Source organism: Quadrisphaera sp. KR29 (genome assembly GCF_052644995.1).
On sequence record NZ_JBQXXG010000003.1, the window covers coordinates 1 to 22,602 of the forward strand.

The 22,602-nt window shown below is 77.2% G+C and carries 23 protein-coding genes and 2 tRNA genes; 17 read left to right on the forward strand and 8 right to left on the reverse strand.

Annotated features, from left to right (window positions below; genetic code table 11):
* Positions 1-101: 101 nt before the first annotated feature.
* From ACUN9U_RS03400 to ACUN9U_RS03420, 5 genes are all read left to right on the forward strand, one after another.
* Complete coding sequence (locus ACUN9U_RS03400) at positions 102-887, forward strand: fumarylacetoacetate hydrolase family protein (RefSeq protein WP_445483515.1); 786 nt, start codon at positions 102-104, stop codon at positions 885-887.
* Entirely contained in the window at positions 884-2,404 is a 1,521-nt protein-coding gene (gltX, locus tag ACUN9U_RS03405; protein WP_445483516.1) for a glutamate--tRNA ligase, read from the forward strand. The genes ACUN9U_RS03400 and gltX overlap by 4 nt, the downstream gene beginning before the upstream one ends.
* Entirely contained in the window at positions 2,401-3,372 is a 972-nt protein-coding gene (locus ACUN9U_RS03410; protein ID WP_445483517.1) for a CPBP family glutamic-type intramembrane protease, read from the forward strand. The genes gltX and ACUN9U_RS03410 overlap by 4 nt, the downstream gene beginning before the upstream one ends.
* A gap of 61 nt (positions 3,373-3,433) precedes the next feature.
* Positions 3,434-3,505 (forward strand) — tRNA-Gln (locus tag ACUN9U_RS03415).
* Position 3,506: 1 nt separating this feature from the next.
* A tRNA-Glu gene (locus tag ACUN9U_RS03420) sits at positions 3,507-3,579 on the forward strand.
* Between the two features lie 52 nt (positions 3,580-3,631).
* Here ACUN9U_RS03420 and ACUN9U_RS03425 read toward each other — a convergent pair.
* Positions 3,632-4,258, reverse strand: a complete 627-nt coding sequence (locus ACUN9U_RS03425) for a MerR family transcriptional regulator (protein WP_445483518.1) — start codon at positions 4,256-4,258, stop codon at positions 3,632-3,634.
* A 74-nt stretch (positions 4,259-4,332) separates the two neighbouring features.
* Here ACUN9U_RS03425 and ACUN9U_RS03430 point away from each other — a divergent pair, with 74 nt between their 5' ends.
* The gene (locus tag ACUN9U_RS03430; RefSeq protein WP_445483519.1) at positions 4,333-4,821 is read left to right on the forward strand and encodes a DUF4188 domain-containing protein; all 489 of its coding nucleotides are present in this window, start codon (positions 4,333-4,335) and stop codon (positions 4,819-4,821) included.
* A 203-nt stretch (positions 4,822-5,024) separates the two neighbouring features.
* Here the strand turns inward: ACUN9U_RS03430 and ACUN9U_RS03435 are convergent, their stop codons facing one another.
* Positions 5,025-5,744, reverse strand: a complete 720-nt coding sequence (locus tag ACUN9U_RS03435; protein WP_445483520.1) for an IclR family transcriptional regulator — start codon at positions 5,742-5,744, stop codon at positions 5,025-5,027.
* A gap of 86 nt (positions 5,745-5,830) precedes the next feature.
* On the opposite strand from ACUN9U_RS03435, the gene leuC reads away from it, so the two are divergent.
* The 3 genes from leuC to murA all read left to right on the forward strand — a co-directional run bounded on the left by leuC (position 5,831) and on the right by murA (position 9,403).
* Positions 5,831-7,258, forward strand: coding sequence for a 3-isopropylmalate dehydratase large subunit (leuC, locus tag ACUN9U_RS03440; RefSeq protein WP_445483521.1), 1,428 nt, complete (start codon positions 5,831-5,833; stop codon positions 7,256-7,258).
* Between the two features lie 35 nt (positions 7,259-7,293).
* Complete coding sequence (gene leuD, locus ACUN9U_RS03445; protein WP_445483730.1) at positions 7,294-7,893, forward strand: 3-isopropylmalate dehydratase small subunit; 600 nt, start codon at positions 7,294-7,296, stop codon at positions 7,891-7,893.
* Between the two features lie 175 nt (positions 7,894-8,068).
* Positions 8,069-9,403 carry a UDP-N-acetylglucosamine 1-carboxyvinyltransferase gene (gene murA, locus ACUN9U_RS03450; protein ID WP_445483522.1) on the forward strand — a complete coding sequence of 445 codons (1,335 nt, stop codon included), beginning with the start codon at positions 8,069-8,071 and terminating at the stop codon, positions 9,401-9,403.
* Between the two features lie 28 nt (positions 9,404-9,431).
* Here murA and ACUN9U_RS03455 read toward each other — a convergent pair whose 3' ends face one another.
* Positions 9,432-10,136: an NTP transferase domain-containing protein gene (locus tag ACUN9U_RS03455; protein WP_445483523.1), complete on the reverse strand. Its 705-nt coding sequence runs from the start codon at positions 10,134-10,136 to the stop codon at positions 9,432-9,434.
* A 75-nt stretch (positions 10,137-10,211) separates the two neighbouring features.
* On the opposite strand from ACUN9U_RS03455, the gene ACUN9U_RS03460 reads away from it, so the two are divergent.
* Together ACUN9U_RS03460 and ACUN9U_RS03465 are read left to right on the forward strand one after the other, a co-directional pair.
* The gene (locus tag ACUN9U_RS03460; RefSeq protein ID WP_445483524.1) at positions 10,212-10,970 is read left to right on the forward strand and encodes a lysophospholipid acyltransferase family protein; all 759 of its coding nucleotides are present in this window, start codon (positions 10,212-10,214) and stop codon (positions 10,968-10,970) included.
* Complete coding sequence (locus ACUN9U_RS03465; RefSeq protein WP_445483525.1) at positions 10,967-12,007, forward strand: NAD(P)H-dependent glycerol-3-phosphate dehydrogenase; 1,041 nt, start codon at positions 10,967-10,969, stop codon at positions 12,005-12,007. The genes ACUN9U_RS03460 and ACUN9U_RS03465 overlap by 4 nt, the downstream gene beginning before the upstream one ends.
* 6 nt (positions 12,008-12,013) lie before the next feature.
* Here ACUN9U_RS03465 and ACUN9U_RS03470 read toward each other — a convergent pair whose 3' ends face one another.
* A complete protein-coding gene (locus tag ACUN9U_RS03470; protein ID WP_445483526.1) occupies positions 12,014-13,462 on the reverse strand; it encodes a sensor histidine kinase in 1,449 nt (482 codons plus the stop codon).
* A 147-nt stretch (positions 13,463-13,609) separates the two neighbouring features.
* Here ACUN9U_RS03470 and ACUN9U_RS03475 point away from each other — a divergent pair, with 147 nt between their 5' ends.
* Genes ACUN9U_RS03475 through ACUN9U_RS03495 form a run of 5 tightly spaced genes read left to right on the forward strand, consistent with a single transcriptional unit; the run spans position 13,610 to position 18,147 of the window.
* Entirely contained in the window at positions 13,610-14,347 is a 738-nt protein-coding gene (locus ACUN9U_RS03475; RefSeq protein ID WP_445483527.1) for a response regulator transcription factor, read from the forward strand.
* Entirely contained in the window at positions 14,344-15,126 is a 783-nt protein-coding gene (locus tag ACUN9U_RS03480; protein WP_445483528.1) for a polysaccharide deacetylase family protein, read from the forward strand. The genes ACUN9U_RS03475 and ACUN9U_RS03480 overlap by 4 nt, the downstream gene beginning before the upstream one ends.
* Positions 15,123-16,016: a DMT family transporter gene (locus ACUN9U_RS03485; protein WP_445483529.1), complete on the forward strand. Its 894-nt coding sequence runs from the start codon at positions 15,123-15,125 to the stop codon at positions 16,014-16,016. The genes ACUN9U_RS03480 and ACUN9U_RS03485 overlap by 4 nt, the downstream gene beginning before the upstream one ends.
* Positions 16,013-16,918, forward strand: coding sequence for a DMT family transporter (locus ACUN9U_RS03490; protein WP_445483530.1), 906 nt, complete (start codon positions 16,013-16,015; stop codon positions 16,916-16,918). Before ACUN9U_RS03485 ends, ACUN9U_RS03490 begins: the two co-directional genes overlap by 4 nt.
* Positions 16,912-18,147, forward strand: a complete 1,236-nt coding sequence (locus ACUN9U_RS03495) for an MGDG synthase family glycosyltransferase (RefSeq protein ID WP_445483531.1) — start codon at positions 16,912-16,914, stop codon at positions 18,145-18,147. The genes ACUN9U_RS03490 and ACUN9U_RS03495 overlap by 7 nt, the downstream gene beginning before the upstream one ends.
* Here the strand turns inward: ACUN9U_RS03495 and ACUN9U_RS03500 are convergent.
* Both ACUN9U_RS03500 and ACUN9U_RS03505 read right to left on the reverse strand, forming a co-directional pair.
* Positions 18,106-19,356, reverse strand: coding sequence for a trans-sulfuration enzyme family protein (locus ACUN9U_RS03500; RefSeq protein WP_445483532.1), 1,251 nt, complete (start codon positions 19,354-19,356; stop codon positions 18,106-18,108). The two genes, ACUN9U_RS03495 and ACUN9U_RS03500, sit on opposite strands and share 42 nt — an antisense overlap.
* Positions 19,357-19,630: 274 nt before the next feature.
* A complete protein-coding gene (locus ACUN9U_RS03505; RefSeq protein WP_445483533.1) occupies positions 19,631-20,566 on the reverse strand; it encodes a sigma-70 family RNA polymerase sigma factor in 936 nt (311 codons plus the stop codon).
* 47 nt (positions 20,567-20,613) lie between these two features.
* Here ACUN9U_RS03505 and ACUN9U_RS03510 point away from each other — a divergent pair, with 47 nt between their 5' ends.
* A complete protein-coding gene (locus tag ACUN9U_RS03510) occupies positions 20,614-21,765 on the forward strand; it encodes a D-alanine--D-alanine ligase family protein (protein WP_445483534.1) in 1,152 nt (383 codons plus the stop codon).
* A gap of 4 nt (positions 21,766-21,769) precedes the next feature.
* On the opposite strand, the gene ACUN9U_RS03515 is transcribed toward ACUN9U_RS03510, so the two are convergent.
* Both ACUN9U_RS03515 and ACUN9U_RS03520 read right to left on the reverse strand, forming a co-directional pair.
* A complete protein-coding gene (locus ACUN9U_RS03515) occupies positions 21,770-22,300 on the reverse strand; it encodes a DUF3515 family protein (RefSeq protein WP_445483535.1) in 531 nt (176 codons plus the stop codon).
* A 4-nt stretch (positions 22,301-22,304) separates the two neighbouring features.
* Complete coding sequence (locus tag ACUN9U_RS03520) at positions 22,305-22,538, reverse strand: Lrp/AsnC family transcriptional regulator (protein ID WP_445483536.1); 234 nt, start codon at positions 22,536-22,538, stop codon at positions 22,305-22,307.
* Between the last annotated feature and the right edge of the window lie 64 nt (positions 22,539-22,602).

The window sequence follows — 22,602 nt, forward strand, 5'->3', positions numbered from 1 at the left end:
GCCGCCGCCCCCCCCCCCCCCCCCCCCCCCCCCCCCCCCCCCCCCCCCCCCCCCCCCGCCCGGGGGAGGAGGGGCGGGCGGGGCGGACCTAGGCTCTCCGCGTGCGCATCGCCAGGTTCACCACCGGAGACGACCCGAGGTTCGGCCTCGTCGAGGGAGACGCCGGTGAGGAGGTGATCCACGTCGTCGTGGGCGACCCGCTCTACGCCCCGCTGCAGCCCACGGGCGAGCGGGTGCCGCTGGCCGACGCCCGCCTGCTCGCGCCCGTCATCCCGCGCAGCAAGGTGGTGGGCATCGGCCGCAACTACGCCGACCACGCCCGCGAGATGGGCAACGAGCTGCCCGACAAGCCCCTGATGTTCCTCGTGCCGAACACCGCCGTCGTCGGCCCCGGGGACCCGGTGGTCCTGCCGGAGGGCTCCGAGCGCGTCGACTACGAGGGCGAGCTCGCCGTCGTCATCGGCAGGGTGTGCAAGGACGTCCCGCAGGAGCGGGTGGCGGAGGTGGTCTTCGGCTACACCGTCGCCAACGACGTCACCGCCCGCGACTGGCAGAAGGGCGACGGGCAGTGGGCCCGGGCCAAGGGCTTCGACTCCTCCAAGCCGCTCGGCCCGTACATCGTCCCCGACCTCACCCTCGAGGACGTCGAGGACCTGCGCCTGACCACGCGCCTGGACGGCAGGACGGTCCAGGACGGCACCACGAAGGACATGGTCTTCGGCGTCGCCGAGCTCGTCGCCACCGCCAGCCGCGCCTTCACGCTGCTGCCGGGCGACGTCATCCTCACCGGAACCCCCGCCGGCGTCGGGCAGCTGCGCGAGGGCCAGCGCGTCGAGGTCGAGGTCGAGGGCATCGGCGTGCTGGGCAACCCGGTGGTGCGGCGATGAGCGAGACCGCGACGACGACGAGCGGCGCGTCGGCTCCGGCGAGCCCGGTGCGGGTGCGCATCGCTCCGTCCCCCACCGGCGTTCCCCACGTCGGCTTCCTGCGCACGGCGCTGTTCAACTGGGCGTACGCCCGCCACACCGGCGGCACCTTCGTGCTGCGCATCGAGGACACCGACCTCGCCCGCCACAGCGAGGAGAGCTACCACCAGATGGTGGAGGCGCTGCGCTGGCTGGGCCTGGACTGGGACGAGGGCGTGGAGGTCGGCGGGCCGCACGAGCCGTACCGGCAGTCCCAGCGCAGCGAGCTCTACGCCGACGTCCTCGGGAAGCTCGTCGAGGGCGGGTGGGTCTACGAGTCCTTCTCCACCCCCGAGGAGGCCGCCGAGCGCCGCCGGGCCGCCGGGGAGGACCCCCAGCGCGGCTACGACAACGCCGACCGCGACACCACCGACGAGCAGAAGGCGGCCTTCCGCGCCGCCGGCCGCGAGCCCGTGTGGCGCCTGCGGATGCCCGACGGCGACCACTCCTTCCACGACCTCGTGCGCGGCGAGGTGCGCTTCCCGGCCGGGTCGGTGCCCGACTACGTGGTGGCCCGCGCTGACGGCACGCCGCTGTACACGCTGGTCAACCCCGTCGACGACGCGCTCATGGGCATCACCCACGTGCTGCGCGGGGAGGACCTGCTCTCCTCCACGCCCCGCCAGCTGGCGCTGTTCGACGCGCTCAAGGCCATCGGCACCGCCCAGGTCACCCCGCTGTACGGGCACCTGCCGTACGTCATGGGCGAGGGCAACCGGAAGCTGTCCAAGCGCGACCCGGAGTCCAACCTCTTCGTGCACCGCGAGCGCGGCTTCCTGCCGGAGGGGCTGCTCAACTACCTCGCGCTGCTGGGCTGGTCGATCGGGCCCGACCGCGACGTGTTCACCCCCGCGGAGCTGGTCGAGGCGTTCGACATCGCCGACGTCGTCGCCAGCCCCTCGCGCTTCGACCTGCGCAAGGCCGAGGCCATCAACGCCGCCCACATGAGGCTGCTGGCGCCGGAGGACTTCCGCGGCAGGGTGCTCGCGCGGCTGCAGGCCGACGGCGTGCTCCCCGAGCACCCGAGCGAGCGCCAGCTCGCGCTGCTCGAGGGCGCGGCCCCGCTGGTGCAGGAGCGGATGGTGCTGCTGGGCGAGGCCGCCGGGATGCTGGGCTTCCTCTTCGCCGACGACGACGCGCTCGTGGTCGCCGACGACGCCCGCGCCTCCCTGCGCCCCGAGGCCGCCGACGTCCTCGACGCGTCGGTGCGGGCCCTGGAGGACCTCGACGACGACGCGTGGACGGCCGCGGCGCTGGAGGCGGCGCTGCGCGAGGCCCTCGTGGACGGGCTGGGGGTCAAGCCCAAGTTCGCCTTCGCCCCGCTGCGCGTGGCCGTCACCGGCCGGCGGGTGTCACCGCCGCTGTTCGAGTCGATGGAGCTGCTGGGGCGCGAGAGCAGCCTCGGGCGCCTGCGGGCGCTCCGGGCCCGGCTGGGGTGAGCCCGGACGCGCTCGACGAGGCGGTGCGGTGGGGCCCGCGGCCCTACCCGCAGCTGCTGCGCGGCCCGCGGCACCGCTGGTGGCACCCGCTCGTGGGCGCCGCCGTGGTGGCCGGGGGCGTCGCCGTGCTCCTCCTGCTCGTGGGAGCGGGCTACGCCGTGGCGGGCGCGGTGCTGGGGCGCCCCCTCACGGACGCCGAGGCCTTCGCCAGCCCGCTGGCGTTCCTGGGCAACAACCTCGTGCTCGCCGCGCTGATCCCGATCAGCTGGGCGGCCGTGCGCCTGGGGCACGGCACCGCCCCGCGCTGGCAGGCGTCGGTGGTGGGGCGCACGCGCTGGCGCTGGATGCTCCTGTCCGGGCTGCTGCCCGCGGCGGTGGTGAGCGCCAGCGTGCTCGGGCTGGGGCTGCTCGCGCTGGCCGCCGGCGAGGAGCCGTTCGGCTCCGGCGACGCGCGCAGCGCCGCCTCGACCGCGGCGCTCGTCGTCGTCGTCCTGCTCACCACGCCGCTGCAGGCGGCGGGGGAGGAGCACCTCTTCCGCGGGTGGATGAGCCAGGCCGTCGGCTCGTGGTTCCGCAGGCCCGCGGTGGGGGCGGTGGCGGCGGCGCTGGTGTCGGCGGCGGCGTTCGCCTTCGCCCACGGCGACCAGGACCCGTGGCTGTACGCGGACAGGTTCTGCTTCGGGCTCACCGCCTCCTACCTGGCGTGGCGCACCGGGGGGCTGGAGACGGGCATCGCCTTCCACGCCGTGAACAACGTGGTCGTGTTCGTGCCGACCGTGCTCGCCGGGGGCCTGGGGGAGGCGCTGGAGACGACCTCCGCCTCCCCGGCGCTGGTGGTGCTGGACGGCCTGGGCTTCGTGCTCATCGCCCTCGGGACGGCGTGGCTCGCCCGCCGGAGGGGGCTGGTTCAGCTCTCGGTCCCGCCTCGGGTAGAGTCTTCCCTCGGTGCGGTCAGCGGGCCGGTCTGAGACCGGGACGCCGGCGGTGCCGACGCTTTGCTCACTCAGCGTGATGAGCGCTGGTGGGCGGTGGGGTATGGTGTAATTGGCAGCACGACTGATTCTGGTTCAGTTAGTCTAGGTTCGAGTCCTGGTACCCCAGCGGCCCCGTTGTGTAGTGGCCTAGCACGCCGCCCTCTCAAGGCGGTAGCGCGGGTTCGAATCCCGTCGGGGCTACACCTGAGGCCCGGTGCGCGGAAGCGCACCGGGCCTCATCTGCATCTGCGGGTCAGGAACCGGGCTCGGGCATCCCGAAGCGGCGGACCGACGCGTCCTGGTGGCCCAGGCGGCGCAGGGCCAGCAGCACCGGCTCGTAGAGCACCGTCCCCAGCGCGGCGAAGGTGACCGCGTCGGCCAGCGCGCCGTCGGGGACCGCGGCGACCTCCTCGCGCACGAGGGGGGCCAGCAGCCGTGCCCGCTCGGCGACGAGCTCGGGTGAGGCGTCCAGGCCGGCGGCCTCCAGCGCTCGCATCGCCGTGGCGAGCTGCCGCACCGCTGCGCTGTCGGGCCAGGTCACCCAGCCGGCCAGCTCCAGCGCGCGCAGCGCGGGGCTGAGGTCGAGGTCGGCGTCCTGCGACGGCCGGGGCGGCAGTGCGTCGGTGGCGACCCCCAGCGCCTGCGTCACCGAGGTCCCGGGGGTGCTGACGGCGTCCAGCACGGTGCGGGCCGCCGCGAGGGACAGGCCACCGACCTCGGTCAGGGCCCTGAGCAGGCGGAGGCGGTGCACGTGCCCCTCGCCGTACTCGGCCTGGGTGCGCGAGGTGGCCCGGCCCCGCGGCAGCAGGCCCTCGCGCAGGTAGTGCTTGAGCGTGGCCACGGGCACGCCGCTGCGCCGGCTCAGCTCGCCGATCCTCATGGGCCCCCTTGCACTGGAGAGTGAGACTCTCCATTATTGGAGAGTCCCGCTCTCCAATGTAGTCGGAGGTCGTCATGGCACTGCTGCGCGGTCGCTGGACCCACGAGCACGAGGGGGGCCTGGCCGTCTTCCTCATCGGCATGACGATCAACCAGCCCTGGCGGCCCGACCGGTGGCTGCCGGTCCTGCGGGCCATGCCGCCCATGCTCGAGGAGCTGGAGCGCAACCCCGAGTGGGGCTACCTCGGCCACCGCGGGGGCGTGACCGCGCGCGGGCCGCTGCTCGTGCAGTACTGGGAGTCCGCCGAGAAGGTGTACGAGTACGCCTCGGCGAGCTCGGCGCAGCACCGCCCCGCCTGGACCGCCTTCAACCGGCGGGCGCGGTCGGCGGACGGCGCGGTGGGCATCTGGCACGAGACCTACACCGTGGAGCCGGGCGCGGCCGAGTCGATCTGCGTCGACAGCCCGCCGGCGGGGATCTTCGCGGCCACGCGCGCGGTGCCCGTGGTGGGCGCCACGCACAGCGCGCGGCAGCGGATGGGCCGGGGCCGCCCCGCGGCCTGACCGATCCACGCCCCTTCCGCAGGGGTTCGGACCGCAACCGAGCGCCCGGCTGCGCTTCCGGAGGCGGTCCGAACCGCAACCGAGCGCCCGGCTGCGTTTCCGGAGGCGGTCCGAACCGCAACCGAGCGCCCGGCTGCGCTTCCGGAGGGGGTCCGAACCGCAACCGGGCGCCCGGCTGCGGTCAGTGGTGAGCCGGGCGGAGGTCAGGCGGAGCGGGCCAGGGCGTCGGACAGGCGCGCGGCGGCCGAGAGCACCGCCTCGGCGTGCAGGCGGCCCGGCTGTCGGCCCAGGCGCTGCAGCGGACCGGACACCGAGACGGCCGCCACCACGCGCCCCGCCGGGGAGCGCACCGGCGCCGAGACCGAGGCGACGCCGTCCTCGCGCTCGGCCGCCGAGCTGGCCCAGCCCCGGCGGCGCACCGCCGCGAGCCCCGCCGCGGTGAAGGCGGCCCCCGCCAGGCCGCGGTGCAGGCGCTCGGGCTCCTCCCAGGCCAGCAGCACCTGCGCGGCTGAGCCGGCGTGCATGGACAGCGACGCGCCCACGGGCACGGAGTCGCGCAGGCCCGGCCCGGGACGGTCGGCGGTGGCCACGCAGACGCGCACGTCGCCCTGGCGCCGGTAGAGCTGGGCGCTCTCGTGGGCGGAGTCGCGCAGCGCCGCCAGCACCGGGCCCGCGCTGGCGAGCAGGCGGTCCTCGCCGGCGGCGGCGGCCAGCTCGCCGAGGCGCGAGCCCAGCACGAAGCGGCCCTGCAGGTCCCGTGTGACCATGCGGTGGTGCTCCAGGGCCACCGCCAGCCGGTGGGCGGTGGGGCGCGAGAGCTGGGTGGCACCGACCAGCTGCGCCAGCGACAGCGGGCCGGCCTCGAGCGCGGTCAGCACGCCGAGGGCCTTGTCCAGCACGCCGACTCCGCTAGAGTTGTCCACGGCTCGATACTCCCGTCTCACATGCTGAGAGCGCAAGCCAGCTGGCGACACGCCGGGACGGGGTGGCACACCAGGTGGAGGACGCAGTGGGACGCACGCTGGCCGAGAAGGTCTGGGACGCGCACGTGGTGCGCAAGGGGGCGGCGGGCGAGCCCGACCTGCTCTACATCGACCTCCACCTCATCCACGAGGTCACCAGCCCGCAGGCCTTCGACGGCCTGCGCGAGGCCGGTCGCCCCGTGCGCCGCCCGGACCTGACGATCGCCACCGAGGACCACAACATCCCCACGGTCGACATCGACAAGCCGATCGCCGACCTCGTCAGCCGCACCCAGGTCGACACGCTGCGCCGCAACGCCGCCGAGTTCGGCGTCCGCATCCACTCCCTGGGCGACGTCGACCAGGGCATCGTCCACGTCGTCGGCCCCCAGACCGGTCTCACCCAGCCGGGCATGACCATCGTCTGCGGCGACTCCCACACCTCCACCCACGGCGCCTTCGGCGCGCTGGCCTTCGGCATCGGCACCTCCGAGGTCGAGCACGTGCTGGCCACCCAGACGCTGCCGCTGGCGCCGTTCAAGACCATGGCCATCACCGTCGACGGCGAGCTGCCCGAGGGCACCACGAGCAAGGACATCATCCTCGCCGTCATCGCCAAGATCGGCACCGGCGGCGGGCAGGGCTACGTGCTGGAGTACCGCGGCGAGGCGATCCGGGCGCTGTCCATGGAGGCCCGCCTGACGATCTGCAACATGTCGATCGAGGCCGGCGCCCGCGCCGGCATGATCGCCCCCGACGAGAAGACCTTCGCCTACATCAAGGACAAGCCCCACGCCCCGCAGGGCGCCGACTGGGACGCCGCCGTCGCCAGCTGGCGCGAGCTGGTCACCGACGACGACGCCGTCTTCGACGCCGAGGTCGTCATCTCCGCGGCCGACCTGGAGCCCTTCGTCACCTGGGGCACCAACCCCGGCCAGGGCGTGCCGCTGAGCGCGTCCGTGCCCGACCCGGCGCAGATGGCCGACGAGGGCGAGCGCGCCGCCGCGGAGCGCTCCCTGGAGTACATGGGCCTGGCCGCCGGGACCCGGATGCGGGACATCGCCGTCGACACCGTCTTCATCGGCTCGTGCACCAACGGCCGCATCGAGGACCTGCGCGCCGCCGCCGAGGTGCTCAGGGGCCGCAAGGTCGCCGACGGCGTGCGCCTCATGGTGGTGCCGGGCTCCGTGCGCGTCCGCCTGCAGGCGATGGAGGAGGGCCTGGACCAGGTCTTCCTCGACGCCGGCGGGGAGTGGCGCGGCGCGGGCTGCTCGATGTGCCTGGGGATGAACCCCGACCAGCTCACCGTCGGCGAGCGCGCGGCCAGCACCTCCAACCGCAACTTCGAGGGCCGCCAGGGAAAGGGCGGGCGCACCCACCTCGTGTCCGTGCCGGTGGCCGCCGCCACCGCCGTGCGCGGCACCCTGTCCAGCCCCGCCGACCTGGCACCGGCCGCCCAGCCGGCCCTGGTCTGAGCCCCGCCGCCGGAAGAGAGGCACGCACCGTGGCCCTGGAGCCCTTCACCACCCACACCGGCGTCGGCGTGCCGCTGCGCCGCAGCAACGTCGACACCGACCAGATCATCCCGGCGGTCTACCTCAAGCGGGTCACCAAGACCGGCTTCGAGGACGGCCTGTTCGCCGCCTGGCGCAGCGACCCGACCTTCGTGCTCAACCAGGACGCGTTCCGGAACGGCTCGGTGCTCGTCGCCGGCCCCGACTTCGGCACCGGCTCCTCCCGCGAGCACGCCGTGTGGGCCCTCAAGGACTACGGCTTCCGCGTGGTCCTCAGCTCCCGCTTCGCCGACATCTTCCGCGGCAACTCCGGCAAGCAGGGCCTGCTCGCCGGGCAGATGAGCCAGGACGACGTCGAGCAGCTGTGGAAGCTCCTCGAGAACGACCCCGGGGCCACCGTCACGGTGGACCTCGCCGAGCGCACCGCCACCTGCGGCACCGCGGTGTTCCCCTTCGGCGTGGACGACTACACCCGCTGGCGCCTCATGGAGGGCCTGGACGACATCGGCCTCACCCTGCGCCACGAGGCCGAGATCGACGCCTTCGAGGCCGCCCGCCCCAGCTGGAAGCCCGCCACGCTGCCCGTGCGCTCCTGAGGCGCCGCCCGGGACGCCCGGTGCGCCCGCCGCACCTCGCAGCCGGTGCAGCGGGCGCACCGGGCGACCGGGTGGTCACCGCCCGTTCTGCCCGGGTGCTCACCTGGTGCAGACTTGCTGGACGCCCCAGCGGCCGGTCGCCGGCCGCACCCCGGGGGCGAACACGAGGGGATCCATGAGCAGCACTCTGACCGTGACCGGCGGCGCCCCCCTGAAGGGCAGCGTCGCCGTGCGAGGCGCCAAGAACTTCGTGACCAAGGCCATGGTCGCCTCCCTGCTCGGGGAGACCACCAGCCGCCTGCGCAACGTGCCCGCCATCAGCGACGTCGCCGTCGTCCGCGGCCTGCTGGAGCTGCACGGCGTGCGGGTCTCCGAGGGCGCCGAGGACGGCGAGCTGGTGCTCGACCCGGCCGACGTCGAGGTGGCCGCCGTGGCCGACATCGACGCCCACGCCGGGTCCAGCCGCATCCCCGTGCTCTTCTGCGGGCCCCTCGTGCACCGCCTGGGCGAGGCGTTCATCCCCGACCTGGGCGGCTGCCGCATCGGCGACCGGCCCATCAACTACCACCTCGACGTGCTGCGCCAGTTCGGCGCCGTGGTCGACAAGCGCCCCTCCGGCATCGCGCTGAGCGCCCCCCGGCGCCTGCGCGGCACGCGCATCGCGCTGCCCTACCCCAGCGTCGGGACCACCGAGCAGGTGCTGCTGACGGCCGTGCGCGCCGAGGGCGTCACCGAGCTGCGCAACGCCGCTGTGGAGCCGGAGGTGCTCGACCTCATCGCGGTGCTGCAGAAGATGGGGTCGATCATCAGCGTCGACACCGACCGCGTGATCCGCATCGAGGGCGTCGACACCCTCACCGGCTACGAGCACCGCGCGCTGCCCGACCGCATCGAGGCCGCCAGCTGGGCCTCGGCGGCGCTGGCCACCGGCGGCGACGTCTACGTCGAGGGCGCCCGGCAGCCCGACATGATGACCTTCCTGAACACCTTCCGGAAGATCGGCGGCGCCTTCGACGTCGACGACTCCGGCATCCGGTTCACCCACCCCGGCGGCCCGCTGCGCTCCATCGCGCTGGAGACCGACGTGCACCCCGGCTTCATGACCGACTGGCAGCAGCCGCTGGTGGTCGCGCTCACCCAGGCCCAGGGGCTGTCGATCCTGCACGAGACGGTCTACGAGAACCGGCTCGGGTTCACCGACGCCCTGGTCCGCATGGGCGCCACGATCCAGGTCTACCGCGAGTGCCTGGGCTCCACCCCGTGCCGCTTCGGGGCGCAGGACTTCCGCCACTCCGCGGTGGTCTCCGGGCCCACGCGCCTGCAGGGGGCCGACATCACCGTGCCGGACCTGCGCGGCGGCTTCAGCCAGCTCATCGCGGCCCTGGCCGCCGACGGCACCTCCCGGGTGCACGGCATCGACCTCATCGACCGCGGCTACGAGCACTTCGCGGACAAGCTCGCGGCCCTGGGCGCCCAGGCCGTGCGCGACGAGGAGCCGGCCCGGGTCTGACCCGGCCACCCTCCGGCGGGCCGGCGCCTCAGGCGCAGGCCTCGCGCCGCGGGAGCCCCCGCAGGGCTCCCGCGGTGCGCGGGCCGGTGCCCAGGGCGCGCGCCTCCTCCAGCTCGGCCGGGGTGTCGACGTCGCGGCGCAGCCGCGCCAGGCCCAGGCCCACCGGCACCGCGCCGTCGCGGCGGTGCGCGAGCGCCGAGCCGGGACCGAAGCGCGGCCGCAGCAGCCCCGCCGCCGGGCCGTGCAGGCGCCCGGCGAGCAGCACCGTGCCGGTGCCCTCGGCGTCGGGCACCGCGGCCGTGCCACCGGCCGCCAGCACGGCGGCGGCCTCGTCCAGCGCTGCCGCCAGGTCGCCCGGGCGCAGGCTCGGGACGTCGGCGAGCAGGACGGCGACCGGACCGTCCCCGGGCCCCTGCGCGGCCCCGCCGCCGCGCAGCGCGGCCAGCCCCTCCTCCAGGGCGGCCAGCAGGCCGCTGCCCGGCGCGCTCTCCCGGACGACCTGGGCGCCGAGCGCGGCCAGGCGGTCCCCGCGCCCGACGTCGGCGCACACCACGTGCACCGACGCCACGCGCGGGCACGCCAGGGCGGCCTCCACGGAGTCCAGCGCGACGGCCTCCGGCAGCCCGGGGACGCGGCGCACGACCTCGGCCAGGCGGCTCTTGGCCGACGGGCCGCCCCGGACCGGCATCAGCAGGCGCCAGGTCGCGCCGCCCCCGCAGGTGTCCTCGAGCACCCGACGATCCTGCCAGCCCCGGCGGCCGGTGCCCGCGCTGCAGGTGGCGGGCGCCTGCGGCTAGCCTCGGCAGCCGTGTCCCTCCTGCAGCCCGGCCTGGGCGTCCCCCTCGGAGCTGCGGCGGTGGTGGTGCGGGGCGTGCTGCGCACCGTCTCGCGCCACGAGTGGCGCGGCCTGGAGCACCTGCCCGAGGGCGGCTGCGTCATCGCGGCCAACCACGTGTCCTGGCTCGACCCGGTGACCCTGGCCGACGTCCTCGTCGCAGCCGGCCCCGTCCCGCGGATCCTGGCCAAGGAGAGCCTGTTCCGCGTGCCCGTCCTCGGCGGGCTCCTGCGCGTCATGCGCGGGGTGCCGGTGAGCCGCGGCACCGGTGACGCCGCCACGGCCCTGCAGCACGCCGTGGAGGCCGTGCGCGCCGGCGACCGCGTGGTCATCTTCACCGACGGCACCCTCACCAAGGACCCCGACGGCTGGCCGATGGTGGGCAAGACCGGTGCGGCGCGCCTGGCGCTGACCACCGGGGCGCCCCTGGTGCCGATCGCCCAGTGGGGCCCCCAGCAGCTGCTGCCGCGCCGGGGCCGTCCCCGCCCCTGGCCGCGGCCCACCATGCGCGTGCTCGTGGGGGAGCCGCTGGACCTGTCCGCCTACCAGGGCCGCCCGCTGACGCAGGCCCTGCTGCGCGAGGTCACCGAGCTGGTGGTCGACGCCGTGGCCGAGCTGCTCTCCCAGCTGCGCGGGGAGCCCGTGCCGCCGCGCTGGGACCCCCGCACCGGCGGCCGCCGGCCGGCGCTGGCCCCGCCGGCCGCGCGCCCCGAGGTCGAGGGCGCCCCGTGACGCGCGCCGCAGGGGGCCGCCGGGTCGCCGTGCTCGGCGCCGGCAGCTGGGGCACCACCTTCGCCCAGCTGGTCGCCGACGCCGACCCCACCGCCAGCGTGGTCGTGTGGGGCCGCGACGCCTCCGTGACCGAGGAGATCACCCGGGAGCGCGCCAACTCCCGCTACCTGCCGGGGCTGCGGCTGCCGGCCGGCGTCAGCGGCACCACCGGGCTCGCCGCGGCCCTCGAGGGCGCCGACGACGTCGTGCTGGCCGTGCCGGTGCAGCGGCTGCGCGGGGTGCTCACCGCCGCGGCGCCGCACCTGGGCGGCTCCGGTGGCGGGCGGCCCGCCGTCGTCAGCCTGCTCAAGGGGCTGGAGGTCGACACGCACCTGCGGGTGAGCCAGCTGGTCGCCGAGGTGCTGGGCGAGCTGCCGTACGCGGTGGTCTCCGGGCCCAACCTCGCCCGCGAGATCGCCGAGCGCCGGCCGTGCGCCACGGTGGTGGCCTCGGCGCACGAGCAGGTCGCCGACCGCACCGCGGCGCTGTGCGCCACCGACTACTTCCGGCCCTTCACCGCCCGCGACGTGGTGGGCGTGGAGGTGGCCGGCGCGGCCAAGAACCTCCTGGCCGTGGGCGTGGGCCTGGCCGAGGGGCTGGGGCTGGGCGACAACGCCAAGGCCTCGGTGATCGCCCTGGGCCTGGCCGAGGTGACCCGCCTCGTGGTGGCCCTGGGCGGGTCGGCCGCCACGGTCGCCGGGCTCGCCGGCGCTGGCGACGCCTTCGCCACCTGCGCCTCGACCCTCTCGCGCAACCACCGCCTGGGGGTGGGGCTGTCGCAGGGCCGGCCGCTGCAGGAGGTGCTCGACGGCCTCGGCGGCACGGCCGAGGCGGTGGGCACCGCCCGCTCCATCACGGCCCTGGCCGAGGGGGCCGGGGTGGCGATGGGGGTGGTGGAGCAGGTGGCCGCGGTGCTCGTGCAGGGCCGCGACCCCCGCGACGCCGCGCTGCACCTGCTCTCCCAGCCGCTGCGCGACGAGCGCCTGCCCTGGCGCTGAGCGCTCTCAGCGCGGCGGGCCGCCGCGCGCCCGGGGCAGCCTGACCGCGACCGCCGCACCGCCCAGCTCGGCGTCGTGGCCCAGCTCCAGGTCACCGCCGTGGTCGGCGACCACGGCCGCCACGATCGCCAGGCCCAGCCCGGCGCCGCTGGCCGAGCGGGTGCGCGCCGCGTCACCGCGCGTGAAGCGCTCGGTGGCGGTGGCCACCAGCTCCGGGGGGAACCCCCGGCCGTCGTCGGCCACCTCCAGCTCCACGTGCCCGCCGCCGTCGAGCAGGCGGGTGCGCACCCGCACCCGCCCGGCGCCCGCCGACTCGGCGTTGGCCACGAGGTTGGCCAGCAGCCTCCCCAGCGCCCGCTCGTCGCCGTCCACCACCGCGGGCGGCCCGGTGACCTGGACGTCCACCGGGTGCGCCGCCGCCAGGCGCGGCGCCTCCCGCTGGGCCAGGGCCGCCAGGTCCACCGCGGCGCGGGCGCTGGCGCCCCGCTCCGCCGAGGCGAGCACGAGGAGGTCCTGGGCCAGGTGCTCCAGGCGCTCGGCCTCCCCGAGCGCGGCGGCCAGCGACTCCGCGGCGTCCTCGGGCAGGTCGCGCCCCGTCCGCAGCGCCAGCTCCAGCTCACCGCGCAGGACGGCGATGGGCGTGCGCAGCTCGTGCGCGGCGTCGTCGACGAACTCCCGCTCCCTGCGCACCGCGGCCTCGAGCCTGTCGAGCATCCCGTTCAGGGTGCGCGCCAGCACCGCCACCTCGTCAGCCCCCGGCGGCTGCGGGAGGCGCTGGTCCAGCTCGGCGGCCGAGATCCGGGCCGCGCGGCGCGTGAGGTCGGCCACCGGGCGCAGCGCCGCACCGGCCAGCAGCCACCCGGCCAGCCCGAGGCTGGCCACCAGCACCGGGGCGCCGGCCAGGAACAGCAGCAGCAGGCGCGTCTCGGCCTCGTCGAGCTCGCGCATGCGGGTGCCGACCACGAGCACCGAGCCGGCCTGCGGCACCGCGACCGGGGTGGCGGTGAAGCGCACCCGGCCCTGCCGCGGCACCTCCAGGCTCCCGCTGACCGCGCCGCCGGAGCGGCGCACCTCGGTGAGCACCGCTGGCGGCAGGAAGGACGAGCCCGCGCTGGAGCGCCCCCGCGAGGCCAGCACGGCCGCGGCGGGGGAGGTCTGCACCAGCGTCCCGTCCGGGCCCACCAGCTCGGCGATCGGGTCGTCGCGGACCACGCCCACGTCCCCGCGCTCCAGCGCCTGGCGCAGCGCCGACGTGCGCGTGTCGAGCCCGGTGTCGACGGCGGCGTCGAACTGGCGGTCGGTGGCGAAGGCCAGCAGCCCCACCGCCGCGGCGATGACCACGGCCACCGCCGCCGCGAAGAGCACCGCCAGCCGCGAGCGCAGCGCCGAGGGCAGCAGCCGCCCCGGCCCGCGGGCGACGCGCCGGTGGGGGTTCACCGCTCCGTCATCTCGCACCGGGCACCCTCTCACTCGACCCTGCATGACGGACCGTCCAGCGCGCTCCCAGCGCGAGCCCGCGACGGCCCGCCCGGCACCGGCCCGACGAGAGGACAGCATGACCGCCCGCCGCGCGCCGCGGCGCCTCCCGCGGGGGGTGTCGTCGTGAGGGTCCTCGTCGTCGAGGACGACGCGGCGATGGCGCGCCTGCTGCGCCGGGCCCTGGCCTCGGAGGGCTACGCCGTGGACGTGGCCGCCACCGGCCCGGACGGCCTGTGGGCGGCCACCGAGAACGACTACGACGTCGTGGTGCTCGACGCGATGATCCCCGCCCCCAACGGCTTCCAGGTGGCCCGCCAGCTGCGCGAGCGCCGCCGCTGGGCGCCCGTGCTCATGCTCACCGCCCGCGCCGACGTCGCCGACCGCGTCCGCGGGCTCGACAGCGGCGCCGACGACTACCTGACCAAGCCCTTCGCCCTGGACGAGCTCTTCGCCCGGGTGCGCGCCCTGGTGCGCCGCGGCGCGGTGCCGCGCCCGGCGGTGATGCGCGTCGGCGACCTCGAGCTGGACCCGGGCAGCCGCCGGGTCGAGCGCGACGGGGTGCCGGTGGAGCTCACGAGCAAGGAGTTCGCCCTGCTCGCCGAGCTCATGCGCCACCCCGGGCAGGTGCTCTCGCGCACCCACCTCATCGACCACGTCTGGGACTCCGCCTACGACGGCGCCTCCAACGTGGTGGAGGTGCACGTGCGGCGGCTGCGGGAGAAGGTCGACAGGCCGTTCGGGCGCGAGAGCATCCGGACCTCCCGCGGGGCCGGCTACCTCGTCGTCGACGACGCCGCCGCCGCTGGCGAGGGTCCTGGTGAGGGTCCTGGCGACCCCCGGGCGCCCCGGGGCGGCGCGTGAGGCCGGGCCTGCTCGCCGCGGCGCTCGCGGGCGCGGCGGTGGCCGGGCACGCCGGCCCCGCGGTGCTGGGCCGCGGGCGCTGGCGCGAGCGCGTGGTGCCGGGCCTGCTCGGGCGCGGGGCGCCCGGGAGCGTGGCCCTCACCTTCGACGACGGCCCCCACCCCGAGGGCACCCCCGCCGTGCGCCGCGCGCTGGACGACCTCGGCGTGCGCGCCACGTTCTTCCTGCTCGGGCGGCAGGTCGAGCGCCACCCCGGGGCCGTGGCGCAGCTGCTGGCCGACGGCCACGAGGTGGCCCTGCACGGGCACGAGCACCGCAACCACCTGGCGCGCACGGCCCCGGCGCTGGCCGCCGACCTGCAGCGCGCCCGCGACGCGGTGGTGGGCGACGCCGCGGCCGGCGGCCTGGACCCCGCGCGGGTCCGCGCGGCGCTGCGCCACACCCGCCCGCCCTACGGGGCCGTCTCCGGCGGCACCCTGTGGGCGGCCCGGACCTGCGGCCTGCGCCCGGTGCTGTGGACGGCCTGGGGGCGCGACTGGCTCGGCCACGACGGCGAGCAGGTGGCCGCCACCGCGCTGGCCGGCCTGGACCGCGACGCGCCGGGCCCGGACGGCGGCGGGGGCACCGTGCTCCTGCACGACTCCGACTGCACCTCCGTGCCCGGCTCGTGGCGGGGGACTGTCGCGGCGCTGCCGCTGCTGGTCGCGGCCGTCCGCGAGCGCGGCTGGCAGCTGCGCCCGCTCTGGCAGCACCTGCCGGCGACGGGGGCGGCCGCGTGAGGGCCGACGTGTGGCTGGCGCTGGCGTCGGCGGCCTGCTTCGCCGTCTCCACCGTCGCCCAGCACCGCGCGGCGGTGGCGCACGCCGAGGAGGGCACGGGCACCTCCCCGGTGCGCCTGGTGCTGCGCCTGGCGCGCAGCCCGCTGTGGCTGGCCGGGCTGGTGGTCGCGGTCGCTGCGCTCCTGCTGCAGGCGCTCGCGCTGAGCCGGGGCGCCCTCGTCGTCGTGCAGCCGATCCTGCTGCTGGGGCTGCTGCTGGCGCTGCCGCTGTCCGACGCGCTGGCCCGCAGGCTGCCCGGCCGCGGGGAGGTCCTCGCGGCGCTCGCGGTGCTGGTGGGGCTGGCGCTGTTCGTCGTCGCCGCCGACCCCGACCGCGGCACCCCCGTCGCCGAGCCCGGCCACCTGCTGGCGGTGGCCGGCGGCTGGACCGGCGTCGCGCTGCTGGCGGCCCTGCTGGGCGAGACGGTGCTGCGCCGGCGCAAGGCGCTGCTGCTGGGCCTGTCCGGCGGGGCCCTCATCGGCGTCTCCAGCGCGCTGCTCAAGCAGGTCGTCGGCCTGCTCGGCCGCGACCCCGCGGGCGCGCTGCTCGACCCGGCCACCGCCGGCGTCGTCCTGACCGGCGTGGCGGGCCTGGTCGCCACCCAGGCCGGGTACGCGGCCGGGCACCTGTCGGCCTCCCAGCCCGCGCACTCCATCGCCGAGCCCGCCGTGGCCGCCGCCATCGGCGCCACCGCCTTCGCCGAGCACCTCGCCGCCGGTGCGCTGCCGCTGGCCGGGCAGGTGGTCGGGGCGCTGCTCATGGTGGCCGGCGTCATCGGCATCGCCCTGGTCGTGCCCGACCTCCACGAGCCGCCGGCCACCGGCCGCTCCCCGCAGCGGGAGGCGGCGTGAGCGCGCTGCCGGTCGTGCTGGCCCTGCTGGCCGCGGCCTGCTTCGCCACCTCCACGGTCACGCAGCACCGGGCGGCCTCCACCGCGCCCGAGGGCAGCGGCACCGGGGTGCGCCTGGTGCTCACCCTGCTGCGCCAGCCGCTGTGGCTGGTGGGCCTGGCCTTCGGGCTGGCCGGCGCCGTGCTGCAGACCCTCGCGCTCTCCCAGGGCGCGCTGCTGGTGGTGCAGCCGCTGCTGGTGACGGGCCTGCTCCTGGCCCTGCCGCTGTCCGTGGTCCTCGAGGGGCGCCGCCCCGCGCGCGCCGAGTGGCTGTGGGCGAGCGCCGTGGTGGTCGGCCTGGCCGTCTTCCTCGTCTCCGCGCGCCCCGGTGGCGGCACCGAGGTGGCCGAGCCCGCCTCCCTGCGCGCCTGCACCGCCGCCGGGGCGGCCGCCGTGGTGGCGCTGGCGGCGCTGTCGCGCGCCGGGAGCGGCCGGTACCGCGCCCTGCTGCTCGGCCTGGGCGGCGGCACCTCCCTGGGCCTGGCCGGGGCGCTGCTGAAGGAGACCACCGGGCGGGCGCAGGCCGACGGGCTGCTGCCCGCCCTGGGCAGCTGGCCGCTGGGGGCGCTCCTGGTCGCCGGCGCCGCCGGCGTGGTGCTCAACCAGTCCAGCTACCGCGTCGGCGTGCTCACCGCCTCCCAGCCGGCCATCACCATCGCCGAGCCCGTCGCGGCGGCCTCGGTGGGGGCGCTCGCCTTCGGCGAGCGGCTCGCCGCCGGGGACGGCGCGCAGGTGCTGCAGGTGGCTGGCCTGGCGCTCATGGTCAGCGCCGTCGTGGTGCTGGCCCGGCTCACTGCCGACCAGGGCCCCGCCCCCGCCGCCCTCGCCGACCCACCCCACTCACCCGAGGAGGAGCTGTGCTGAAGACCCCGGACGAGCCGGTCGAGCCCGAGCCGTGGGCCAGCGTGCTCGTCGTCTCCGGCAGCGTCGGGGCGGGGCACGACGGCGCCGCCCACGAGCTGGCCCGGCGGCTGCGCGCGCTCGGCGTCCGCGTCGACGTCGAGGACCACCTGCGCGCCCTCGTGCCGGGCGCCGGGCTGTTCCTGCGCCAGGGGTACACCCAGAGCGTCGGGCGCGTCCCGGGCCTGTTCGAGTGGCTCTTCGGGGTGCTGGAGGACTCGCCCTTCTGGCGCTGGCTGCTCGCGCTGCTGTGCCGCACCAGCTGCCGCCGGCTGCTGCGGTGGTCGCGCCGGCGCCCGTACTCCCTGGTGGTCTCCACCTACCCGCTGGCCAGCCAGGCCCTCGGCCACCTGCGCGCGCGCGGCCGGCTGCGCGTGCCGGTGGTGACCTACCTGTGCGACCCCGCGGCGCACCGCTCCTGGGTGCACCCCGGCGTCGACCACCACTGGACGGTCACCGAGGCCACCGCCCGGCAGGGCCGGCGGGACTACGGCGTGGCCATGCGGGCGGTCGGCCCGCTGGTGCCCGAGCGCTTCACCACCGTCCCCGCCGAGCGCGGTGCGCAGCTGCGCGCCGAGCTGGGCATCGACGGCTCGCGCCGCGTGGCGCTGCTCGTGGCGGGCTCGCTGGGGCTGGGCGACGTCGCGGAGAGCGCCGCCCGGGTGGGTGAGGCCGGGCTGGTGCCGATGGTGCTGTGCGGGCGCAACGAGGCGCTGCGCGCGGAGGTCGCCCGGGTCCCCGGCGCGGTGGCCCTGGGCTGGCGCAGCGACGTGCACGAGCTGCTGGGCGCCGCCGACGTGCTGGTGCAGAACGCCGGTGGCCTGTCCTACACCGAGGCCCTCGTGGCCGGCCTGCCCGCCGTCAGCTACCGGTGCATCCCCGGGCACGGCCGCGCCAACGCCGCCGTGCTGGAGGCCGCCCGCCTGGCCCCGTGGGCGCGCACCGACGCCGAGCTGGCACCGGCGCTGCGCTCGGCGCTGGCCCGGGGGCGGAGCCGTCCGGACCTCGGCGACCCCGCCGAGGCGGTCCTGTCCCTGCTGGTGCCCGCCGACCCGCGGGCGGTGGAGGTGGTCGACCTGACCTCCCGCCGCTGGGCCGCGCGCGCCTCGCGCCCGCTGCGCCCGGGGCGGGTGGCCGGCGCGGCGCTGGTCTCAGCCCTGCTGGCGCCCGTGCTCGCGCGCCGCGACGGCTGACGGGACCCGGTCCGGCGACGGGTCCAGCGACGGGTCCAGCGACGGGTCCAGCGCCGCGTCGAGGGCCTGGGACAGGTCGGCCCACAGGTCCTCGACGTCCTCCACCCCCACGGACAGGCGCAGCAGGTCCTCCGGCACCACCGCCGGCTCCAGCGGGTGGCGGCGGCGGCGCTCGACGAGCGACTCCACCCCGCCCAGGCTCGTGGCGGGCAGCCACAGGCGGGTGGCGTCCTGCACCGCGGCAGCGCCGGCCGCCCCGCCGCGCACCTGGACGGACAGCACCGAGCCGAAGCCGCGCATCTGCGCGGCCGCCCGCGCGTGCCCGGGGTCGGCCGGCAGGGAGGGGTGGCGCACGTGCGTCACGGCGGGGTGGCCCTCCAGGCGGCGCGCCAGCTCCGCGGCGCTGGCCTGCGAGCGCTGCACGCGCAGGTGCAGGGTGCGCACCCCGCGCAGCGCCAGCCACGCCTCGAAGGGGCCGGGGATGCTGCCGGTGAGCGTGCGGTGGCGCCCCAGCGCCGCGAGCAGGTCGGCGTCGCGGGTCACGACCGCGCCGAGCACCACGTCGGAGTGCCCGGCGAGGTACTTGGTCACCGAGTGGACGACGACGTCGGCGCCCAGCACCAGCGGCTGCTGCACCAGCGGGGTGGCGAAGGTGTTGTCCACGGCCGTGCGCACCCCCGCCGCCCGCGCCGCGGCGCACAGCGCCGGCAGGTCGGCCACCTCCAGCAGCGGGTTGGTCGGGGACTCCAGCCACAGCAGGTCCCCGGGGGAGGCGCCGGCCAGCGCGTCGACGACGGCGGCGGTGTCAGCGGTGGGCACCCGCCGCTGGCGCAGCCGCCCGGAGGCCTCCAGGTGGTCCAGCAGGCCCAGGGTGGTGTTGTAGGCCCCCTCCGGGGCGACCACCAGGCCGCCGACGGGCACCTGCTCGACCACGGCGCTGACGGCGGCCATCCCGGAGGCGAAGGCCCGTGCGCCGCCGCCGTCGCCCGGGCGGGCGTCCTCCAGCAGCGCGAGCACCTCCTCCAGCGCTTCCCACGTCGGGTTGGCGAACCGCGCGTAGCCGCGCGCGCCCGGCTCCGTGCTGGCCACGAACGTCGAGGTCAGCTGCACCGGGGGGTTGACGGGGGCGTCCGGGATGCGGGGCGGGCGACCGGCGGAGACCGCCAGCGTCTCGGGCGACCAGGCGGCTCCGGCGTGGGGGTCGTGCACCCGCCCAGGCTAGGCGTCGTCCTCGGGGAGCCCCGCGAACGCCTCCTTGACGCCGGAGTACCAGCCCAGCGCCTGCCGGGGCCGCAGCCAGCGGCCCGCATGGCCGAGCGCGCTGGCTCGTGGGCCGCGTCTCCCGCGCGCACCGCCTCCCGCAGGTGCCGGTCCTGGGCCTGGATGACGTCGTCGGCGCTCGCGCCGCGGTGGGTGTGGTCGCAGGGGCCGCCCAGCTGGCGGCAGCTCATCGTCTTCACACCACCCCGACGCGTGGGGCGCCTCAGGTGTGACCGGGCGGGGCGTCGGGCACGCCCCCGGGGCGACGGCGGCGCACGCGCACCAGCACGTCGGGGTCGGCGCGGAACACGACGCCGCGCACCGGCCCGTCGGCCGCGTCGAGGTCGACGAGGACGTCGAAGAGCACCTCCGCCTCCCCGCGCAGGAACCACGCCGCACCCGGCAGCCCGTCCACCTCCACCGCGAGCGCAGACCGGGCGCTGCCGTCGAAGAACGCCGCCACGCGCTCGCGGCCCTCCACGCGGGCGGGCGTGCCCGCTGCCACGGCCGCTGCGTCGGCCCTGATGACGGCGCCGGGGGCGAGCAGCTCGAGCAGGCGCGCGAGGTCGCCGCCGCGCGCAGCGTCCATGAACGCGTCCACCACCTCCGCCTGCGCTGCCCGCCGCCCGGCGCTGGGCCCGGCGACGCGGGCCCGGGCGCGGGAGGCCAGCTTGCGCGCGGCGGCCGGCGTGGTGCCCAGCACCTCGGCGACCGCGGGGAAGTCGACGCCGAAGCTGTCGTGCAGCACGAGGGCCACGCGTTCGCGCGGGCCGAGCCTGTCGAGCACGAGGTCCAGGGCGGCCGAGACGGCCTCCACCCGCACCACCACCTCGTCGGGGCCGGGCGCCGGATCCACGAGGGCACCCGGCCCGGCAAGCTCCTCGAGGTCGCCGTCCAGCACCGGGCTGCGCTGGCGCAGCCGGTCCAGGCAGAGCCTGCTGACGACCGTGGTGAGCCACGCCGCCAGCGAGGTGACCTCCTCGCCGGGCTCGGCGCGGCGGGTGGCGCGGTCGAGGCGCAGCCACGCCTGCTGGACCGCGTCCTCGGCCTCGCTGCGGTCGGCGAGCAGCCGGGCGGCCAGCGCCACCAGCCGCGGCCGCTCGGCCTCGAAGCGCTGCGCCAGGTCGTCGTCCGCGCGGGGGGGCCACCGTGGGAGCATGACGCGCCGGACGGGGCCGGTGCGAGCGGCGGCTAGGGTCGCTGGCCATGGCCGAGCCGCAGCGCGAGCGTCCCCGGGTGGCCGTCGTCTTCGGGGGGCGGTCCAGCGAGCACGCCATCAGCTGCGCCACCGCCGCCGGGGTGCTGGCGGCGCTGGACAGGTCGCAGTGGGACGTCGTCCCGGTGGGCGTGACCCCCACCGGTCACTGGGTGCTCGCCGAGGACGACCCCGCCCGCTGGTCCATCCGCGAGGGCGCCCCGCTGCCCGAGGTCGGTCCCGGCGACGGCCCCGGCGTCGTGGTGCCGGTGGCCACCGACGACAGGGCGCTGCGCGTCAGCGAGCCCGGGCGCCCGCCCCGCGAGCTCGGTGACGTCGACGTCGTCCTGCCGCTGCTGCACGGCCCCTACGGGGAGGACGGGACCCTGCAGGGGCTGCTCGAGCTCGGCGACGTCCGCTACGCCGGCTCCGGCGTGCTGGCCTCGGCGCTGTCGATGGACAAGGGCTTCACGCGCACCGTCCTGGCCGCCGCCGGGCTGCCCGTGGGCCCGTGGGTGACGCTGCTGGCCCACCAGTGGGAGGCCGACCGCGCCGCCTGCGAGCAGCGGGTGGCGGCGCTGGGCTGGCCGGTGTTCGTCAAGCCCTCCCGCGCCGGGTCCAGCATGGGCGTCTCCAAGGTGGCCGGCCCGGCCGAGCTCGCCGCGGCCGTCGAGCTGGCCGCCTCCCACGACCCCAAGGTGGTCGTCGAGGCCGCCGTCGCCTCCCCCCGGGAGCTGGAGGTCGGCGTGCTGGAGGAGCTCGTCCAGGGGGCCGGCGGGCGGGTGCGCCCCGAGCCGCGCGCGTCGGTGGTCGGCGAGGTGGTGGTCGGCGCGGGGCGCGACTTCTACGACTTCGAGGCCAAGTACCTCGACGACGGCGCCGTGCGCCTGGACAGCCCGGCGGACCTGCCCGCCGGCGTCGCCGACCGGGCCCGCGCGCTGGCCCTGGAGGTGTTCGCCGCGGTCGGCGCGGAGGGCCTGGCCCGGGTCGACCTGTTCCTGGACGCCGACGGGCAGCTGCTGGTCAACGAGGTCAACACCATGCCCGGCTTCACCGCCTCGTCGATGTTTCCGCGGCTGTGGGCCGCCTCCGGGCTGGCCTACCCCCAGCTGCTCGACAGGGTGCTGCGCCTAGCCCTGGCGCGGCCCACCGGCCTGCGCTGACGCGTCAGGAGCACGCGGCGGTCTGCTCCAGCAGCGAGACCGCCTTCGCCACCGCCGGGAGCACGGAGGTGGTCACCGCGGTGTCCGCCGGCAGCTGCAGGGAGACCGCGGGCTCGCGGCCGTACGTGGTCCAGGTCGTGCGCCCGTCGCCGTCCTCGCGGGGGATCCAGTCGACCACGGCCCCGTCGCCCTCCACCGCCTGGCAGCCGCCGGCGGTGTCCAGGGCGCTCAGCTGCTCGACCCCGCAGCGCAGCACCACGGTGACCTCGCCGCCGCCGGTGCTGCCGGTGGGCACCCCGCTCCACGCGGCGGCGCCCTGGGCGGTGGTCGCGCGCCGCTGCAGGCCCGCGACCTCGTCGGGCAGCGCCGTGTACACCTGCGAGCATGCCGGCTCGTAGCCGCGCGGGGCCGGCTCGACGGCCACGGCGCCGGCGCACCCGGCCAGGGCGCCCGCCGCCACGCCCGTCAGGAGCAGGACCGGGGCGCGTCGGACCAGGGGGTGGACCTGGCAGCCGACCAGCGGGCGGGGGAGCACCCCCTCATTCACGCATGACGGTGCACGTGACGGTCCTCACGATGCCGGGCACGACCGCGATCTGCCCCAGCACCAGGGCGCCGAGGTCGTCGACGGGGCGGGCGCCCACGTGCACCACCACGTCGTACGGGCCCGTGACGGCGTCGGCGGCGATGACCCCCTCCAGGTCCGCGAGCGCCGAGGCGACCTGGTCGGCGCGCCCGACCTCGGTCTGCACCAGCACGTACGCCTCGACCACGCCCGCAGCTCCTCCCATGACCGCGCCCCCCGGCGTCCTCGCCGGCGGTGGTCACGGTTCGGTC

Excerpts from the sequence above, each read along its gene's own strand:
- ACUN9U_RS03505 (WP_445483533.1), bottom strand. The coding sequence starts at position 20,566 with ATGCTCCCACGGTGGCCCCCCCGCGCGGACGACGACCTGGCGCAGCGC.
- gltX (WP_445483516.1), top strand. The coding sequence starts at position 884 with ATGAGCGAGACCGCGACGACGACGAGCGGCGCGTCGGCTCCGGCGAGC.
- ACUN9U_RS03510 (WP_445483534.1), top strand. The coding sequence starts at position 20,614 with ATGGCCGAGCCGCAGCGCGAGCGTCCCCGGGTGGCCGTCGTCTTCGGG.
- ACUN9U_RS03425 (WP_445483518.1), bottom strand. The coding sequence starts at position 4,258 with ATGAGGATCGGCGAGCTGAGCCGGCGCAGCGGCGTGCCCGTGGCCACG.
- ACUN9U_RS03430 (WP_445483519.1), top strand. The coding sequence starts at position 4,333 with ATGGCACTGCTGCGCGGTCGCTGGACCCACGAGCACGAGGGGGGCCTG.
- murA (WP_445483522.1), top strand. The coding sequence starts at position 8,069 with ATGAGCAGCACTCTGACCGTGACCGGCGGCGCCCCCCTGAAGGGCAGC.